At 70.3% G+C, this 17,238-nt stretch carries 15 protein-coding genes; 14 read left to right on the forward strand and 1 reads right to left on the reverse strand.

All coding sequences use genetic code 11. The features are described from left to right. Nucleotides 1–129 precede the first annotated feature (129 nt). From GWK25_RS11205 to GWK25_RS11270, 14 genes are all read left to right on the forward strand, one after another. The gene (locus GWK25_RS11205; protein WP_215449659.1) at nt 130–816 is read left to right on the forward strand and encodes a hypothetical protein; all 687 of its coding nucleotides are present in this window, start codon (nt 130–132) and stop codon (nt 814–816) included. A gap of 221 nt (nt 817–1,037) precedes the next feature. Then, nucleotides 1,038–1,640: a sigma-70 family RNA polymerase sigma factor gene (locus tag GWK25_RS11210; RefSeq protein WP_215457318.1), complete on the forward strand. Its 603-nt coding sequence runs from the start codon at nt 1,038–1,040 to the stop codon at nt 1,638–1,640. A 361-nt stretch (nt 1,641–2,001) separates the two neighbouring features. Further along, complete coding sequence (locus GWK25_RS11215; RefSeq protein WP_215449660.1) at nt 2,002–2,757, forward strand: aspartyl/asparaginyl beta-hydroxylase domain-containing protein; 756 nt, start codon at nt 2,002–2,004, stop codon at nt 2,755–2,757. Nucleotides 2,758–2,966: 209 nt separating this feature from the next. Next, a complete protein-coding gene (locus tag GWK25_RS11220) occupies nt 2,967–4,340 on the forward strand; it encodes an MFS transporter (RefSeq protein WP_308404212.1) in 1,374 nt (457 codons plus the stop codon). Between the two features lie 43 nt (nt 4,341–4,383). Next, nucleotides 4,384–5,433 carry a beta-ketoacyl-ACP synthase III gene (locus GWK25_RS11225; protein ID WP_215449661.1) on the forward strand — a complete coding sequence of 350 codons (1,050 nt, stop codon included), beginning with the start codon at nt 4,384–4,386 and terminating at the stop codon, nt 5,431–5,433. Continuing rightward, nucleotides 5,430–5,669, forward strand: coding sequence for an acyl carrier protein (locus GWK25_RS11230; protein WP_215449662.1), 240 nt, complete (start codon nt 5,430–5,432; stop codon nt 5,667–5,669). The genes GWK25_RS11225 and GWK25_RS11230 overlap by 4 nt, the downstream gene beginning before the upstream one ends. Before the next feature lie 42 nt (nt 5,670–5,711). After that, nucleotides 5,712–6,602 carry a TauD/TfdA family dioxygenase gene (locus tag GWK25_RS11235; protein ID WP_215449663.1) on the forward strand — a complete coding sequence of 297 codons (891 nt, stop codon included), beginning with the start codon at nt 5,712–5,714 and terminating at the stop codon, nt 6,600–6,602. Beyond that, nucleotides 6,599–7,147: an FcoT family thioesterase gene (locus GWK25_RS11240; RefSeq protein WP_215449664.1), complete on the forward strand. Its 549-nt coding sequence runs from the start codon at nt 6,599–6,601 to the stop codon at nt 7,145–7,147. Before GWK25_RS11235 ends, GWK25_RS11240 begins: the two co-directional genes overlap by 4 nt. A 21-nt stretch (nt 7,148–7,168) precedes the next feature. After that, nucleotides 7,169–8,752, forward strand: coding sequence for a long-chain-fatty-acid--CoA ligase (locus GWK25_RS11245; protein ID WP_215449665.1), 1,584 nt, complete (start codon nt 7,169–7,171; stop codon nt 8,750–8,752). Between the two features lie 114 nt (nt 8,753–8,866). After that, complete coding sequence (locus GWK25_RS11250) at nt 8,867–9,124, forward strand: phosphopantetheine-binding protein (protein ID WP_215449666.1); 258 nt, start codon at nt 8,867–8,869, stop codon at nt 9,122–9,124. Continuing rightward, nucleotides 9,111–13,430, forward strand: coding sequence for a non-ribosomal peptide synthetase (locus GWK25_RS11255; RefSeq protein ID WP_215449667.1), 4,320 nt, complete (start codon nt 9,111–9,113; stop codon nt 13,428–13,430). The genes GWK25_RS11250 and GWK25_RS11255 overlap by 14 nt, the downstream gene beginning before the upstream one ends. 93 nt (nt 13,431–13,523) lie before the next feature. Beyond that, complete coding sequence (locus tag GWK25_RS11260) at nt 13,524–14,561, forward strand: ABC transporter substrate-binding protein (protein WP_215449668.1); 1,038 nt, start codon at nt 13,524–13,526, stop codon at nt 14,559–14,561. A 56-nt stretch (nt 14,562–14,617) separates the two neighbouring features. Then, nucleotides 14,618–15,583, forward strand: coding sequence for an iron ABC transporter permease (locus GWK25_RS11265; protein WP_215449669.1), 966 nt, complete (start codon nt 14,618–14,620; stop codon nt 15,581–15,583). Between the two features lie 4 nt (nt 15,584–15,587). Further along, nucleotides 15,588–16,439 carry an ABC transporter ATP-binding protein gene (locus tag GWK25_RS11270; RefSeq protein ID WP_215449670.1) on the forward strand — a complete coding sequence of 284 codons (852 nt, stop codon included), beginning with the start codon at nt 15,588–15,590 and terminating at the stop codon, nt 16,437–16,439. Nucleotides 16,440–16,457: 18 nt separating this feature from the next. Here GWK25_RS11270 and GWK25_RS11275 read toward each other — a convergent pair whose 3' ends face one another. Next, nucleotides 16,458–17,069, reverse strand: a complete 612-nt coding sequence (locus GWK25_RS11275) for a DJ-1/PfpI family protein (RefSeq protein WP_215449671.1) — start codon at nt 17,067–17,069, stop codon at nt 16,458–16,460. Nucleotides 17,070–17,238 lie beyond the last annotated feature (169 nt).

The following is a 17,238-nucleotide window of genomic DNA, read 5'->3' on the forward strand; positions in this document are numbered from 1 at the left end:
TCAGCGGGCCGGGAAGTTGCCGGAACTATGGTGTGACGTGCGTCACCCCGCTGCGGATGAGTCGGAGGGTGGGTGCATGTACGTACCCCCTGACGATGATCGAAGGCCGGGTGCGAGGATGGGCGGGCTATGACTGTCCGAGGGTGGTGCCGCGCGGTGCGGGCCGGCGTGTTCGCCGCCGTCTGCGTGCTGCTCGCCGCCCTCGGTCACGCGATGATGTCGGGGAGTCCGGTTCCCTGGTGGACCATGGCCGCGGGAGCGGCCGGGGTCGGCGCGGCCGGCTGGCTGCTGGCCGCTCGGGAACGCGGCCGCACGCTGATCGTCGCGGTCGTGACCGGTGCCCAGGCGGTGCTCCACGAGTCCTTCTCGTTGGCGCAGGAAGCTGTGTCCGGCACCGCGGGGATGACCCACCACGGCGGCTCGGCCGGCGGGGGCGCCATGGACATGGGATCCATGGGTGGGATGGGCATGGGATCCACCGGCCACGCGGCCCACGGCACGACCATGCTCGAACACGCCCACGGCATGGTGGGCATGAGCGAGGCGTCCTCGGTCGGCATGTTCGCCGCGCACCTCCTGGCCGCCGCACTGTGCGGGATGTGGCTGGCCCACGGCGAGCGGGCCGTCTTCCGCGTCCTGCGGGCGGCGGCAGCCTGGCTGGCAGCGCCTCTGCGGCTGCTGCTGGCCCTGCCCACGCCTTTCCACCGCCCGTCCGTGCCCAGGCGTCGGCCTGCGGCCGCTCCGGCTCCGGTGCGTCTGCTGCTGTGCTGTTCCCTCACCTTCCGCGGGCCGCCCGTGGGTGCCGCTGTCCGCTGAGACAGCCGGATCCACCGGGGCTCCTTCGCCTCTCGTCCCGCGCGTTGTCGACGTGCGTGCCGACGCGGTTCTCGCTCGGCCTGCCATGGCCGTCGCGCGTGGAGAGTTGCTGACGGGCTCCCGGTATCGCCGTACGCATCCGTACGGAAGCACCCCACGTGCCGGTGAGCCATGCCCCATGAGGGCCAGGCCCCGGAAGACCCCCAGAAGGACATCACGTGATGATCTCCGTCCTGCCCGCTTCCCGGGCGGATCGAACCTCGGCGGACGCCTCGGCGACCGCCTGGGCGCTCGCCGCCCGCGGGGGAGACCCCGAAGCGGCCGAGCACTTCGTGCGCGCACTCCACGGTGACGTGCTGCGCTACGTCACTCACCTCAGCGGTGATCCGCAGACCGCCCACGATCTGACCCAGGACACCTTTGCTCGGGCGTTCGGCAGTCTGCACCGGTTCGAAGGCCGGTCCTCGGCTCGTACCTGGCTGCTGTCGATCGCCCGCCGCGCGGTGGTCGACAGCCTGCGCCGTGCCGCGGTCCGCCCCCGGATCGCGGACGCCGTCGACTGGCGGCTGGCGCAGGAGCAAGCCCAGCAGCGCGGCCTGCCGGGCTTCGACGACGGCGTGGCGCTGCTCGACCTCCTGGAAACTTTGTCCGACGAACGCCGGGAGGCGTTCCTACTCACCCAGGTCGTCGGGTTGTCGTACGAGGAGGCGGCCGGTTTCCTCGGCTGCCCCGTAGGAACGGTCCGCTCCCGGGTGTCCCGTGCCCGCATGGCTCTCGATCGGTTGCTCCAGGCCGCGGAGGCGGCGGCTGCCCCGGCTGCCTGACACCGGGCCCGCGTCCCGGTGGCACGGTTCCTCGGACGGAATCGTGCCACCGGGAACTCGACGGCGAGGGCGGACGACTACTGGGACGTGGGAGTCGACATCAAGTGACCCCGTTGCTCGCGGCGCGGTCTCACCGCCCGTGCCCGAAGTGTTCCTGCTGAAGCACCTCGGCGGGGCGACCCCTCCGTTCCGGGGGAGTCGGGGGAGTCCGGTGCCGACTGACATGGAGGCTGAACCCAACTCTCCATTTATGCAGCAGAGTTGACGGAACCTCACGGGAACTCCACGGCTCCTTCCCCCGACTACTACTGCGACACCGATCAGGCAGTCGGTCGGTGCAGTGACGAGCGGAAGGGCCCGCATGACACCCGAGATGGAGAGCGCCTTCGCGGCGATCAGAGGCGAGCACGGAGCGGACTCCCTCAGACGTGTGGAACGGATGCTGGAACCTGGTGGAGGAGGGGCGCGACATCCGCTCCAACAAGGGGCCAAGTGGATACTCCCGGGGCTCTCGCCGACCCCGTGGCACGATCCCCGTGGCCACGCCGAACTGGCCCCCGTCGTCGAGGCGCTGGAAGCGGCTCACCCCGCGATCAAGGAGGAGCTGGCCGCGGCCTGGTCGGAGCGCCGGGAGGCTTTCTCGGACTACGAGCACTATCTGACTCGCCAGGAGGACTGGCAGGCCCTCTATCTGTACCGGGACGGGGGACTGGTCGGAGAGTCGGCGGACACCGTTCCCACGGCGTACAAGGTGCTCGACGAATTCGCCGTCAAGACCGGCAAGATATGTCCCCTCCTGGAATGCCATTTTTCCACCCTGCTGCCGGGCGCGGCGGTCGCCGCGCACTGCGATCTGTGGAACTTCAGTATCAACCTGCATCTCGCCGTGGACATCCCGGACGGTTGCAGTATCACGGTGGCCGGTGAAACCCGTTCCTGGGTGGAGGGAAAGTGCCTGCTCTTCGACTACTCATTCGAGCACGAGGCGCGAAATGACGGTGACCGGCCCCGCACCTGTCTTCTCGTAGACCTCTGGCATCCGGAAACCACCATTCCGGAACGTCGAGCGCTCACCGTGCTCATCAGCGAGATCAGACGCCTCATGGGGGACGGCTGACCGCCTGAATTACACGCCAGGAAATTATCCGACAGTGCGGCACTGTCGGCGATTCAATGCTGCCCAGAAATGGTTTTCATGATTTCAGTGAGCGTTCTTATGGGGCATTCTCAAGCCCTCTTTCGAGTGTTAGGGTGGCCAGAATTGATCGAACGTTTCATCTCTTAATTCAACTGTTTCCCGTTGCTGAGTGAGGAGGATGCTGACCGGTGCGAGCACGCCTGTCTCTTCTCGTTCTGGCGCTGGCCCAGCTGGTCATCGCGCTCGACTACAACATCGTCTACGTCGCCCTCCCCGACATAGGATCCGGCCTCGGCTTCTCCCCGCACGACCTCCAGTGGGTGGTCAGTGCCTACGTCGTGACGACGGGCGGCTTCCTCCTGCTGGGCGGCCGGACGGCCGATCTGCTGGGCAGGCGCCGGACCTTCGTCGTCGCCGCCCTCGTCTACGCCGGCTCGTCCCTGGTGGGTGGGCTGTCGGAGTCGGCGGGCATCCTGGTCGCGGTCCGCGCGGTGCAGGGCATCGGAGGCTCGCTGCTGTTCCCGGCCACCCTCGCGCTGATCAACACGATCTACGAGGAGGGGCCCGCCCGGAACCGGGCCCTGGCGGTGTGGGGCGCGGCAGGTGCCGGGGGCCTGTGTTTCGGGTCGCTGCTCGGCGGGGTGCTCGTCGGGGCGTTCGGCTGGCCGTCGGTCTTCTTCGTCAACGTCCCCGTAGCGGCGGCACTGGCGTGGGCGGGATGGCGGCTGTTCCCGGCGGACGGCCCGCGTACCGGCACCCGGCGGTTCGACGTCACCGGCGCACTGGCGGCAACCGGCGGCATCACGCTCTTCGTGTTCCTGCTGGTGCACGCCCCCGAGGCGGGCTGGGACAGCCCTGCCGCCCTGCTCAGCGCGGCACTCTCCGTCACTCTGCTGACTGTCTTCGCGGTCGTGGAGACCCGCACGCGCGACCCGCTGGTGCCGGCCCGGCTGTTCGCCCACCGGGGACTGGTCGCCGCGATGGCGATCACCGCCCTCTACAGTGCCGCCTTCAGCTCGCTGCCCTATTTCCTGACCCTCTACTTCCAGAACGTACGCGGCTACAGCGCGTTCGCGACCGGCCTGGCGTTTCTCGTGCCAGCCGTGCTGACCGCCCTGGGCACCCAGGCCGGCGAACGGGCCGTCGCCCGGGTCGGGGTGCGCCGCACGCTGGTCGGCGGTATGGCGCTGGGCGCGGCGGGAGCCGCGGCCCTCAGGCTCGCGCTCACCGCCGACGGCTCGTATCCGCTGCTGCTGCCAGGGGTCGTGCTCCTCGGACTCGGCCAAGGCGCCGCGTGGACCGGCATGTGGATCGTCGCCGCCTCCGGGGTCGCCGCCGAGGACCAGGGCGTCGCCTCCGGCATGGCCTCCACCAGCCTCCAGGTCGGCGGGGCTGTCGGCCTCGCGCTGCTGGTCGCCCTGTCCGGCAGTGCCGGCCAAGGCCCGCCGGACGAGGCCCTGCTGACCGGGATACGCGTGGCCGTGTTCGCCGTCGCCGCCGTCCTGTGGTGTGGCGTCGCGCTCACCCTGGCCCTGCGCAGAACCGTTCCCGCCACCGCGTAGCCGACCACCCCGCTCGCCTTCTCACCCCACGAGGAGTACAGCTGTGCCCAGAACCAACCCTGGCCCGCCCGCTCCGGCGGCCGTCCTGTGCGGCCTCGGCGGCTGGGTACCGCCCCGCGTGGTGACCAACGACGAACTCGCCGCACGCCTGGACACCGACGACACCTGGATCCGCACCCGCACCGGGATCCGTACCCGCCACGTCGCCGAGCCCGGCCAGGCCACCTCCGACCTCGCCGTGGAGGCCGGCCGGCTCGCCCTGCGCTCCGCCGGCGGCGTGTCAGCCGACGCGGTGATCGTCACGACGACCACCCCCGACCGTCCCTGCCCCGCCACCGCGCCCGTCGTGGCCAGCCGCCTCGGCCTGGCGGGAGCCGCGGCCTTCGACATTGGGGCGGTGTGCACCGGGTTCGTGTACGGCCTCGCCACCGCGGCCGGGCTGATCACCTCCGGTGTCGCCGAACGGGTCCTGCTGATCGGCGCGGACACCTACTCCACCATCGTCGACCCGCTGGACCGGACCAACGCGATCATCTTCGGGGACGGCGCCGGAGCTGTCGTCCTTCGCGCCGGAGACCCGGACGAACCTGGTGCGGTCGGTCACTTCGAGCTCGGCAGCGACGGCGCCCACGAGGACCTGATCACGGTCGCCGCCGGAGGCTCCCGCCGACGCGCCACCGCCGTCGAAACCACCCATGCCGAACGGCACTTCGCGATGCGCGGCAAAGAGGTCTACCGGCACGCGGTGACCCGCATGGCCGCCTCTGCCAGGACCACCCTGGACCAGGCCGGCTGGAAGATCGGCGATGTCGACCACTTCGTGCCCCACCAGGCGAACCTGCGCATCCTGCACTCCGTCGCCGACGAACTGGGCCTGCCCCGGGAGCGCTGCGTGGCCAACGTGGACACAGTCGGCAACACCGGAGCCGCCTCGATCCCGCTCGCCCTCGCCGACGCCGTCGGCCGGCAGCACATCAGCGTCGGCGACCGCCTCCTGCTCACCGCCTTCGGCGGCGGCCTCACCTGGGGCTCCTGCCTTCTTACCTGGCCCGAGCTCGCCGACCCCCCGCAACCGGAACGGACCACACCATGAGCACCTACGAGCAGATCGTCGACCTCATCGTCAAGCTGCACGACGTTCCCGCCGACCTGATCCGCCCCGAGGCCACCCTCGGCTCGCTGGACGTCGACTCCCTGACCACGGTCGAGATCAGCATCCGCGTCGAACGCGACCTCGGTGTCACCGTCGGCGACGACGAACTCCAGCCCGACCTCACCCTCGGTGCGATGGCCGACCTCGTCGACTCCCGCCGTACCAGCACGGTCTGACCCCACTGACCCCACTGACCCCGCGAGAAAGGACCGGCAGGCATGCAGATCAAGGACCAGCCCGGCGCCACGCTCGGCGCGATCGTCGAGGACTTCGACCACACCACGGCCTCCGAGAACGACATCCGGGCCCTGAAGCAGACCGTCTACACCAAGAAGATCGCCGTGTTGAAGGGGCAGGACCTCTCCCCGCATGAGTTCCTCGCCCTCGGCCGACGACTGGGCCGCCCCGAGGTCTACTACGAGCCGATGTACAAGCACCCCGAGGTCCCGGAGATATTCGTCTCCTCCAACGTCCCGGAGAACGGCAAGCAGATAGGCGTGCCGAAGACCGGCAAGTTCTGGCACGCCGACTACCAGTTCATGCCCGATCCCTTCGGCATCACCCTGATCTACCCGCAGGTCATCCCGGAGAAGAACCGCGGCACGTACTTCATCGACATGGGCCGGGCGTACGAGCGGCTGCCCGAGGAGCTGAAGAAGGAGATCGCGGCAACGCGCTGCCGGCACTCCGTGCGAAAGTACTTCAAGATCCGCCCGCACGACGTCTACCGCCCGATCTCCGAGATCCTCGAGGAGGTCGAGACGAAGACCCCGCCGGCCGTCCAGCCCACCACCTTCACCCACCCGATGACCGGCGAGACGGTCCTCTACCTCAGCGAGGGCTTCACCGTCGGCATCGAGAACCAGGACGGCGAACCGCTCGACGAGGAACTCCTCAAAAGACTCTTCGAGGCCACCGGCCAGCTCGACGACACCTTCGAGCACGAGGGCATCCACCTGCAGAGCTTCGAGAAGGGCGACCTGCTGGTCTGGGACAACCGCAGCCTCATCCACCGCGCCCGCCACACCACCACCCCGGAGCCGACCGTCTCCCACCGTGTCACCGTCCACGACGAGCGCAAGCTGTACGACGGGATGCGGGCCGCGTGACCGCCCCAGCCGCCGACCGCGCGGACGGCCCCTCGCAGCGGTCGTACCCCACCGACGAGGAACTGCTGGCCCGGGTCCTGCTGCCCTACAAGGAGCACTGCACGTACCTGAAGTCGGCCGAGGTCACAGCCACCGGCGGACTGTCCTCCGCGCGCTGCGCGTTCGCGATCCCGGAGTCCTGCTACATCGACGACACCGGCCACCTGAACTCGGTGGAAGTCAACATCGCCTACAACCAGATGATGTACTACCTGGTCGCCAAATCGGTGAAAGAGGGACTGCTGGCCGGGTTCGAGGAATGGACTCTCGACGACTTCTGGCGACACCAGCTCCCGGACATCCTCATCGCCCGTTTCACGTCGAACTTCCGGCGGCCCGTCAATCCCCGTGACTTCACCGGAGAGATGGAGTTCCGCTCCGTGACCCGGCGTACTCCCGGCGGCGGCAGCCCCTTCCTGCACGCCCAGACCGTGTTCCGCTACCAGGACGCCCACGGCGGCCGGAGCGACGGCGCGGCGACCCTCGCGTTCGTCAACGTCACCTGACCCACCGGAGGCAGAGCTCTCATGGAGACATCCACGGCGCCGCACCACCAGGGCACCAGGCTCCACCACCCCGAACTGAGCACCCTCGTCCAGACCACGCGTTTCCACGCCGGCCGTCAGCCCGAGGCCGTGGCGGTGATCTGCGAGGGCCGCACGCTGACGTACGCGGACCTGCACCGCCACAGCAACCGACTCGCGCACGCCCTGAAGGCCGCGGGACTCGTCGAGGGCGACCGGGTGGCCTACCTGGGCAAGGAGTCCGAGCACTACTACGAGGTCCTCTTCGCCTGCGCCAAGACCGGCACCGTGCTGGTCCCGGTCAACTGGCGGCTCACCGCGCCCGAGGTGAGCCACATCCTCCGGGACTCCGGCACCCGACTGCTGTTCCTGGAGGACGAGTTCGCCCCGATCGCCGAAGGCATGCCCACCGAGCCTCCCGAGACCGTCGTACGCCTGAGCGAGATCGAGTCCTGGAGCGCCGGACACCCGGACGGGGAGACGGAGTTCGAGGCCACCCCCGACACCCCGGTCGCCCAGCTGTACACCAGTGGAACCACCGGCCTGCCCAAGGGCGTCGTCCTCGCCCACCGCAGCTTCTTCGCGATCCGCGACGGGCTCGCGAGCGAGCAACTGGACTGGATCGACTGGCGGGAGGGTGACGTCGCGCTGATCGGCATTCCCGGCTTCCACATCGGGGGGCTGTGGTGGGCCACGCAGAACTTCAACGCCGGTACGACGGTGGTCGCGATGCGCGCCTTCGCTGCCCGGCAGGCCGTGGACCTCATCCGCGACCTCGGCATCACCACCGCCTGCGTGGTCCCGGCCATGCTGCGCATGATGCTCATCGAACCCGGGGTGAGCGCCAAGGACTTCACCACCCTGCGCAAGACCGTGTACGGCGGCTCCCCGATCTCGGAGGCGCTGCTGGAGGAGAGCCTCGCTGTCCTGGACTGCGAGTTCGCCCAGATCTACGGCCTGACCGAGACCGGCAACACCGCCGTCTGTCTGCCCCCGGCCGCCCATGTCCCGGGCGGTCCGCTGATGCAGGCTGCCGGGCACCCCTACCCGGGGGTACGGGCCAAGGTGATCGACGCCCGGGGCCGTGAACTGCCCCCGGGCGCGGTGGGCGAGGTCTGTCTGCACACCCCTGCACGGATGGTCGAGTACTGGGGACTGCCGGACAAGACGACGGAGACGCTCGTCGACGGCTGGATCCACACCGGAGACGCCGGCTACCTCGACGAGGACGGCTACGTCTTCATCCGCGACCGCATCAAGGACGCCATCCTCGTCGCCGGCGAGAACGTCTACCCCGCCGAGATCGAGAACGTCCTGGAACACCACCCCGGAGTGGGGGAAGCGGTCGTGGTCGGCATCCCCGACGAGCGGTGGGGCGAGAAGGTGCACGCCTTCGTCGTACCCGCGGCGGGCGAGCGGCCCACGCCCCGGGACCTGCACACCTTCCTCGTCGGCCGGCTCGCCGCGTTCAAACTGCCCGCGAGCTACGAGTTCACCGACCACGTCCCGCGCAACCCCAGCGGCAAGATCCTCCGCCGCGAACTGCGCGACCGGTTCTGGAGCGACTCCGCCCGCAAGGTCAACTGACCTGTTCGCCCGCGCCGTTCACGCCTCCGGCGCGGGCGAGCAGCCGGCACACCACCCGCACATCGGCGGCGTATCACCGGCACACCACCGGACGAGACCCGAGAGAGAGCCCTCATGTCCGAACCCCTCACGCTGGACGGCTTCCGCGCGGACCTCGCGGAGTGCCTGTTCCTGGAACCCGACGCAGTCGACCTGGAGGACAGCCCGTTGGACTCGGGGCTGGACTCGCTGCGCATCACCACCCTGCTGGAGCGCTGGCAGGCGGCCGGCGTCGACGTGACCTTCATCGAGCTGGCCGAGCGCACCTCCTTCGCCCAGTGGTGGCAGCTGCTGTCCGAACGCCGGCAAGGAGCCAGCCGTGCCGAAGCCTGAGCGCCGTCCACTGCTGGCCGCCCAGAACGGCATCTGGGCCGGGCAGCAACTCGACACGGACAGCCCCGCCTACAACACCGCCGAGTACCTGTGCATCGCCGGTCCGCTCGACCCGGGCGTTTTCGACCGGGCCCTGCACCACGTGGTCGCCGAGACCGAGGCGCTGAACGTCACCTTCGTCACCGACGACACCGGCCGCCCTTGGCAGATCGACACCCCGGCGGGCGACTGGCACACCCACATCGCCGACCTGACCGCCGAACCCGCCCCGCACGCCGCCGCCCTGGCCTGGATGGACCAGGACATGGCCCGCCCTGTCGACCTCACCCGCGATCGGGTCTTCGGCCACGCCCTGCTCCGCACCGCACCGCAGGAGTTCCTCTGGTACCACCGGGTCCACCACATCGCCCTCGACGGCTTCGGCCTGTCGCTGGTGGCTCGGCGGGTGGCCGAGGTCTACACCGCCCTCATGGCAGGCGAGCCCGTCCCCGAGAACGGCTTCGGCACGTTGGAGTCGGTTCGTACCGAGGAACGGGCCTACCGCGAGTCCGCCCGCCACACCATGGACCGTGCGTACTGGACCGGCCGCTACGCCGACCGCCCGCCGGTGGCCACCCCGGCGGACCGGTCCGCCCTGCCCGCCCGTACCTTCCACCGGAGCGTCACCGACCTGGCCCCGGACGTGGCCACCACCCTGCGCACGGTCGCCCGCGAACTGTCGGTCACCTGGTCGGAAGTACTGCTCGCGGTCACCGTCGCCCATCTGCACCGGGTCACCCGCGCACCGGAGATCGTCCTGAGCCTGCCGGCGATGGGCCGTCTCGGTTCGGTTTCCCTGCGGGTGCCCGCCATGGTCCGCAACATCCTGCCCCTGCGGGTGCCTGTTGCTCCGGACGACAGCCTCCGTGACCTGGCCCCCAGGGTCTCGCGCGAACTGCGCGCCGGACTCCCGCACCAGCGCTACCGCTACGAGCAGTTGCGCCGTGACCTGAAACTGGTGGGCGGGCAGCGCCGTCTGTCCGGGCCGGGCGTGAACATCATGCCCTTCGAGTACGGCCTGAAGTTCGCCGGTCATCCGAGCACCGTGCACAACGTGTCCGCCGGACCGGTCGACGACCTGGCCGTCAACGTCTACGACCGCGGTGACGGCACGGGGCTCCGCGTCGCCGTCGACGCCAACCCCGAGCTGTACACGCGGGTTGACACGGCCGGTTTCCAGGAGGGGCTGCTCGCCCTGCTGGAGGAGGCCCTCGCCGACCCGGAGCGACCCCTCGGACATCATCCCGTTCCCGTCCTGGACGGCGGCCCGCTGATTGCCCCGGTCCGCCCAGTCCTGAGCCTGATCGCCGACCACGCGGCCCGCCGGGGCGCAGCCGTCGCCGTCGAGCACGACGGGAGCACACTCACCTACGCCCAACTCTTCGGTGCGGCAAGGAACATAGCCCGCAGTCTGACCATTCGAGGCGTCGGCAGCGGAGATGTGGTGGCCGTCGCCCTGCCCCGGGGCGCCGACGCCGTCACCGCCGTCCTCGGCGTGCTGATGTCCGGCGCCGCCTACTGCCCCCTCGACCCGAAGGCCCCGGCGGACCGCACGGCCCGCCTGCTGGCGGACACCGCACCGGCGCTCGTCCTGACCAGCGGCGAGCGCGCGTCCGACTTCGCGGACCATGCCGTACTCCCGCTGGACGAACCGGATGCGGGGCGCGGCAGCGTCACCGCCTCGCGGAAGCCCGGCCTCGCGTCGCCCGGTCTCACGGACCTCGCGTACGTGCTGCACACCTCCGGCTCCACCGGCCGCCCCAAGGGTGTGGGGGTCGGCCATGGCGCGCTGGCCCACTTCGTCGCAGCCGCCACGCACCGCTACGGGCTGCGCCGCGAGGACCGCGTCCTGCAGTTCGCCCCGCTGCACTTCGACGCCAGTGTGGAGGAGATCTTCCTGACGTTGTGCGCCGGAGCCACCCTGGTGATCCGGACCGACGACATGACCGAGTCGGTGCCGCGCTTCCTGGACACCTGTGCCCGCCTTCGGGTGAGCGTCCTCGACCTGCCCACCGCCTACTGGCACGAGCTCGCCTACGCGGTCTCGACCGGCGTCGCCGCCCTGCCCGAGGGCGTGCGGACCGTCGTCATCGGCGGCGAGGCGGCGCTGCCCGAACGCGTCGAGCGCTGGCGCGAGGCGGTGGGTATCTCGGTGGCGCTGCTGAACACCTACGGTCCGACCGAGGCGACCGTGGTCGCCACCGTCGCCGACCTGCACGCGCCCGGCCTCGCCGCCGGTGACGTGCCCATCGGCCTGCCCCTGCCCGGCACCGGGGCGGCTGTGGTCGACGGCGAGCTGTACCTGCTGGGCCCCGCCCTCGCCGACGGCTACCGGCCGGACGTACCGGACGGCGCGCGCTTCGCTCCGCTCACCGCCCTCCCGGACGCTCCCCGCGCCTATCGCACCGGGGACCTCGTCCACGTCGGAGACGACGGCCAACTGCGTTACCTCGGCCGGGCCGACACCGAGTTCAAGATCAGCGGGCATCGGGTGCAGCCCGCCGAGGTCGAGAGCGCCCTGCTCACCCATCCCGGGGTCCGGGAGGCGGCCGCGGCCGGACAGATCCTGCCCGACGGCACCCGGCGCCTGGTGGCCCACGTCGTGGTCGAGGGCTCGGTGCCGACGGCCGCCGAGGTGAGGGAACACCTGCGGGCCAGGCTGCCCGCCGCGATGGTTCCCAGCGCCGTCGAGTTCGTCGACCGGCTGCCCCGCACCAGCTCCGGGAAGATCGACCGGGCCGCGCTGCCCGAGCGGACCGCATCCCTGACCCCCGTCACGGGAAGCCCCCTGGAGCAGGCCGTCACCGGCGTCTGGCGACAGCTCCTGGGCGCCGAGACCGTGGGTGTCGACGATGACGTGTTCGACCTGGGGGCCCAGTCCCTCCAGGCCATCCAGGCCGCCAACCGGCTCGGGGTGGAACTCGGCCGGGACGTGAAGGTCGCCTGGATCTTCCAGCACCCCACGGCCGCCGGCCTGGCCCGCTTCCTCGCCGAAGCGGAACAGCCCGTGGCCCGGCAGGCCGATGGCGGACGGACGAGCTCCGGCCCGGCCGCACTTCCGCCGGCCCTCCTCGCCGACACCGAACTGGACCCCGGCATCCGGCCCGGCATCAGCCGTGCCGCGCGTGACGCCCCCCGGAGCGTGCTCCTCACCGGCGCCACCGGCTTCGTGGGCGCGCACCTGCTCAACCGGCTGCTGGCAGACACGCAGGCCGAGATCGTCTGCCTCGTTCGGGCGGGCAGCGTGGCCGAGGCCACCGCACGCGTCCACGCGGCCCTGACCCGGCACGGCATCACCCTCGACGCACGAGCGTCGGCCCGCCTGACAGCCCTGCCCGCCGACCTCGCCCGCCCCGGCCTCGGCCTGTCCCGGGGCACTCTGTCCGATCTCGCCGCGAGCTGCGACGCGGTCTTCCACAACGCCGCGACCGTCAGCATCATGCGCGACTACGCCACCCTGCGAGCCGCCAACACCGAGTCCACCCGACAGCTCCTGCGTCTGGCCGCCGTACGCACGACCCCCCTGCACTACGTCTCCACCCTGTCCGTGGCACCTCCCGCGAGCCACAGCCCCGAGGTCCCGGAGGCGTTCCTGCCGCCCCACGAGGGCCTGCTCTACGGCTACCAGCAGTCCAAGTGGGCCTCCGAAAGGCTCCTGGAACAGGCGGCGGAACGCGGTCTGCCCGTTACCGTCCACCGGCTCGGCCGGGTCGTCGGGCCCTCCGGCACGGGATACGTCAACGAGCGCGACTTCCTGTGGAGCGTGCTGCGGGCGGGCATCCCGGCGGGGATCGTCCCGGAGCTGTTCGAGGACGAGGTATGGACTCCGGTGGACTTCGCGGCCCGGTCCGTCGTGCAGGTGTGCCTGCGCCCGGCCGTGACGACCGCGGGCCCGGTTTTCAACCATGCGACCCTGCCCCGCGTACGGCTCGCGGACATCTACGACTGGGTGCGCGAGTACGGCTATCCGGTACGGTCCCTGCCGCTCGCCCGCTGGCGGGAGGAACTACCCCGCTCGGCCGATGTCGCCGCCACGACCCTCGCCTTCTTCGACTCCGCCGACCAGGGCGTCGCCACCACCACCGATCTGCGGCTCGGCCGCGTCCGTTCCGACAACGTCCGCACCGTCCTCGAAGGCAGTGGCATCGGCTGCCCGCCCATCGACCGTGACCTGGTCTTCCGCTACCTGGACCACTGTGTGACCGAGGCCGTGCTGCCCGCTCCCGACAGGCGGCGCGCTCCCCGATCGGTGGTGCCCGCGAAATAGTCGCCAACTGCCAGGAACTCAAGGCCACTTCGCCCCGACTACTGCAACAGAGACTCTTCAACCCATGAGCACGTCCTCACGCAAGGAGCCCGTATGTCGATGAACCGCCCGGCCGCCGCAGCCCTGGCCGCGGCCCTCTGTCTGCTCACGGCGGCGTGCGGCTCTTCGTCCGACGACAAGGCGAGCGCGAAGTCGACCGAAGCCGGGGCCTCGAAGAGCGGCTACCCCGTGACGCTCGACAACTGCGGACAGCAGGAGACCTTCAAGAAGGCGCCCAGTCGGGTCGTCGTCATGAACGGCGCCTCCGTCGCCGAGGTCTCCACCCTCCTCGCCCTCGGCCTGGGAGGCAAGATCGTCGCCAACCAGCAGACCTACGGAATGTCCGAGGTCGAGGGCCGGGCGGAGGCCATCAAGAAGCTGCCCACCGGCGACGTCGAACTCAACGACGCCTACGACATCCCCCGGGAGGCCATGCTCGGTCTGCGCCCGGACATGGTGCTGTCCACCACGTCGTACGGCTTCGACGAGAAGAACGGCTTCGCCACCCGCGAGCAGCTGAAGGAGGTCGGCGCCAACAGCTACGTCTCCCCGCAGGGCTGCGACCAGGACACATCCAAGATGACCATCGCCGACAGCTATCAGTTGTTGCGTGACATGGGCAAGGTCTTCAACGTCAGCGACAAGGCCGAGAAGCTGATCGCCGCCTCCGAGAAGAACATCGCGGCCGTCGCGGACAAGGTGAAGGGGGAGAAGGAGCCGAAGGTCATGGTGCTCTTCTCCAACATGGCCATGGGTGGCAACGACTTCAGCTCGGTGGTCGCCAAGGGCATCTACAACGACATCCTCGCCAAGGCCGGCGGCTCCAACGCCTTCGAGAACGCCTCCGAGACCTCCTTCGCCGACCTGAGCAAGGAGAAGGTGGCCGCCACCGACGTCGACGCCCTCGTCGTCATCGGCTACAACGACCCGAACCCGGCGGCCTACGCCAAGAAACTGCTCAAGGAGTTCCCCCAGTGGCCGGCCGCCAAGAACAACGCGTACGTGACGCTGTCCGACTCGATGTACCTCGGCCCGAGCAACGACCTGGCGGTGGAGAAGATCGCGAAGATGCTGCACCCCGACGCCCTCTGAGCCGTCTCAGGGTCCCGCTGGCCTTCACATTCCTGCCCGTCGCGCTGGTCGCCACCATGATCGTGGCGATCAGCGTCGGCGCCGTGAACATCCCGCCGGCCGACGTGTGGGCGATCGTCCTGCACCACGTCACCGGAGCGGGGTCGGCCCCCTCGGACCCCGCGCTCGACCAGATCGTCTGGAACTTCCGCACCCCGCGGGTGGTCCTGGCGGCCCTGGTCGGCGCGGGCCTGGCGGTGACCGGGGCGGTTCTGCAGACCGTGGTGTCCAATCCGCTGGCCGATCCCATCGTGCTGGGTTTCTCCTACGGTGCCACGCTCGGCGCGGTCCTCGTCATCACCCTCGGCGGCGGAGCGGCCCTCGCCGGGCTCGGGGTGTCGGCCGCGGCCTTCCTCGGCGCGGTCGCCGCGGGCACGCTGGTCTTCGCGCTCGGGCAACGGCGGGGGCGGATGGCACCGGTCCGGCTGGTGCTGGCGGGCGTGGCCATCGGCTACGTCTTCCTCTCCGCGACCAGCTTCGTCCAGCTCCAGGCGACGCCGACCGAGTTGCGGACGGTCATGTTCTGGATGCTGGGCAGCGTGGCCGGCGCCAAATGGGACCAGATTCCCACGGTCGCGGCGGTCGTGCTCGTCACGACCGTCCTGCTGTCCCTGTTCGGCCGCCGCCTCAACGTCCTGCTGGCCGGCGACGAGTCGGCCACCGCGCTCGGCCTCGACGTCAACCGTCTACGGGCTGTCCTACTGGTCCTGAGCGCACTGCTGACCGGCACGGTCATCGCCGTCGCCGGCAGCATCGGATTCGTCGGCCTGATGATCCCGCACCTGGTGCGGCTGACCATCGGCGCCGACCACCGCCGCCTGCTGCCCCTGACCGCTCTGCTGGGGGCCGTCTACCTGGTCCTCGTCGACTTGCTCTCCCGCACCCTCAACCGCCCCAACGAACTACCGCTGGGCATCCTGACCGCCCTGCTCGGCGCTCCCTTCTTCCTGTGGCTGCTGCGCCGCAACAAGGGTTTGGACTGACCGCATGAAACTGACCGTCGACCGGCTCCACGTCACGCTGGACCGCAACCCGATCCTGCGGGACGTGAGCCTGGAGGCGCGCAAGGGCGACATCGTCGGCCTCGTCGGCCCCAACGGCAGCGGCAAGTCCACCCTGCTGCGTGCCGTCTACCGCTCACTGCGCCCGGCACATGGAGTGGTCAAGGTGGGTGAGGAGGACGTGTGGGCACTGTCGCCCCGGGCAGCGGCCCGTCGTACCGCCGCTGTTCTCCAGGACGCGGGCGGCAACACCACGGGCCTGACGGTCGCCGAGATCGTGGCACTTGGCCGCGCGCCCCACCACGGGCTGTTCGGCCGCGACGGAGCCGAGGACCACGCGGCCGTCTCCGACGCCATCGACCGCTGCGGCGTACGGCCCTTCGCGGACCGCGACTACGCCTCCCTGTCCGGCGGTGAACGCCAACGCGTCCTGCTGGCCCGCGCGTTGACCCAGAACCCGCAGCTCCTGGTTCTGGACGAACTCACCAACCACCTCGACATCCGGGCCCGGTTCGAACTCCTCGACCTCATTCGCGCCACCGGCGTCACCACTCTCGCCGTCCTGCACGACCTCGACCTCGCCGCCCGCCTCTGCGACCACCTCGTCGTCCTCCACGAGGGCGCGGTGGCGGCAGCCGGGCCCGTCCTCGAGGTACTCACCCCGGAACTCCTCGCCGACGTCTTCGGCGTCGGCGCGCGCACCGAACGGCATGCTGACGGCGTCATCCGCATCACGTACGCGGCCCGGCCCCTCGCGAACGGGAAGTGTCCGGAGGGGGAGGGGGAGGGGGAGAGCCCGGAGGACGACTGCCGCTCTGCCGAGACCGTCGACCACTGAACCGGCTGTGAGTTGGTGTCAGGGCCCGGAAACCCGGTCGGTCCCCGGAGCCTCGTACTGGATACCGAATCGCGTGGCCTCGGCCGCTTCGGGCCCGTCGTAACGGGCCACCAGATGCAGAGCCATGTCGATCCCCGCCGAGACTCCGGCACTCGTGACGACGGTCCCGTCATCGACGTAGCGCGGGCCGCGCCGCACATCCACGGAAGGGTCGATCTTCGTCAACTTGTCGAGATAGTCGCGGTGGGTGGTGGCCGGACGCCCGGAGAGCAGCCCTGCCGCGGCCAGCACCAGCGATCCGGTGCACACGCTCGCCAGCACGGTGCCCCGCTCGTGCAGGGAGCGTAGCCACCGCAGGTGTGCCTCGTCCTTGACCAGGCCGCGGGTGCCGTTGCCACCGGGGTGGACGAGCAGGTCGAGCGGCAGCGCCTCGTGCACCGCATGGTCGGCGACCATGCCGAGCCCCTTCGAACCCCGGACCACTCCCGCCCGCGGGGCGACGGTCAGGACGCGCACGGGCGTCGTCGCGATGTGCGCGGCCCAGAAGCCGAGTACCTCCCAAGGGCCCACGACGTCGAGTTCCTCAGTCTCCTCGAAGAGCAGTACGCCAATGGTGAGGGGATCAGTCATAGCCACACCCTAGCTCGGGGTGCTACGGCTGAGACGGCCTTCCGGTGAGGCCGGGACGTGCTGCGATGCAGCGAGCCTCCTCAGGTAGTCGTCGAGATACCCGGCCTGGTTCCCACAGGACGCGGGGTGCGTGAAGCACAAGGCGCGAAACGGCGCACGGACGCGCTTA

This window comes from Streptomyces sp. ATCC 21386, assembly GCF_018728545.1.
Taxonomy (GTDB): domain Bacteria; phylum Actinomycetota; class Actinomycetes; order Streptomycetales; family Streptomycetaceae; genus Streptomyces.

Excerpts from the sequence above, each read along its gene's own strand:
- GWK25_RS11275 (WP_215449671.1), bottom strand. The coding sequence starts at position 17,069 with ATGACTGATCCCCTCACCATTGGCGTACTGCTCTTCGAGGAGACTGAG.
- GWK25_RS11260 (WP_215449668.1), top strand. The coding sequence starts at position 13,524 with ATGTCGATGAACCGCCCGGCCGCCGCAGCCCTGGCCGCGGCCCTCTGT.
- GWK25_RS11250 (WP_215449666.1), top strand. The coding sequence starts at position 8,867 with ATGTCCGAACCCCTCACGCTGGACGGCTTCCGCGCGGACCTCGCGGAG.
- GWK25_RS11235 (WP_215449663.1), top strand. The coding sequence starts at position 5,712 with ATGCAGATCAAGGACCAGCCCGGCGCCACGCTCGGCGCGATCGTCGAG.
- GWK25_RS11245 (WP_215449665.1), top strand. The coding sequence starts at position 7,169 with ATGGAGACATCCACGGCGCCGCACCACCAGGGCACCAGGCTCCACCAC.
- GWK25_RS11215 (WP_215449660.1), top strand. The coding sequence starts at position 2,002 with ATGACACCCGAGATGGAGAGCGCCTTCGCGGCGATCAGAGGCGAGCAC.
- GWK25_RS11230 (WP_215449662.1), top strand. The coding sequence starts at position 5,430 with ATGAGCACCTACGAGCAGATCGTCGACCTCATCGTCAAGCTGCACGAC.
- GWK25_RS11205 (WP_215449659.1), top strand. The coding sequence starts at position 130 with ATGACTGTCCGAGGGTGGTGCCGCGCGGTGCGGGCCGGCGTGTTCGCC.
- GWK25_RS11265 (WP_215449669.1), top strand. The coding sequence starts at position 14,618 with ATGATCGTGGCGATCAGCGTCGGCGCCGTGAACATCCCGCCGGCCGAC.
- GWK25_RS11210 (WP_215457318.1), top strand. The coding sequence starts at position 1,038 with ATGATCTCCGTCCTGCCCGCTTCCCGGGCGGATCGAACCTCGGCGGAC.
- GWK25_RS11270 (WP_215449670.1), top strand. The coding sequence starts at position 15,588 with ATGAAACTGACCGTCGACCGGCTCCACGTCACGCTGGACCGCAACCCG.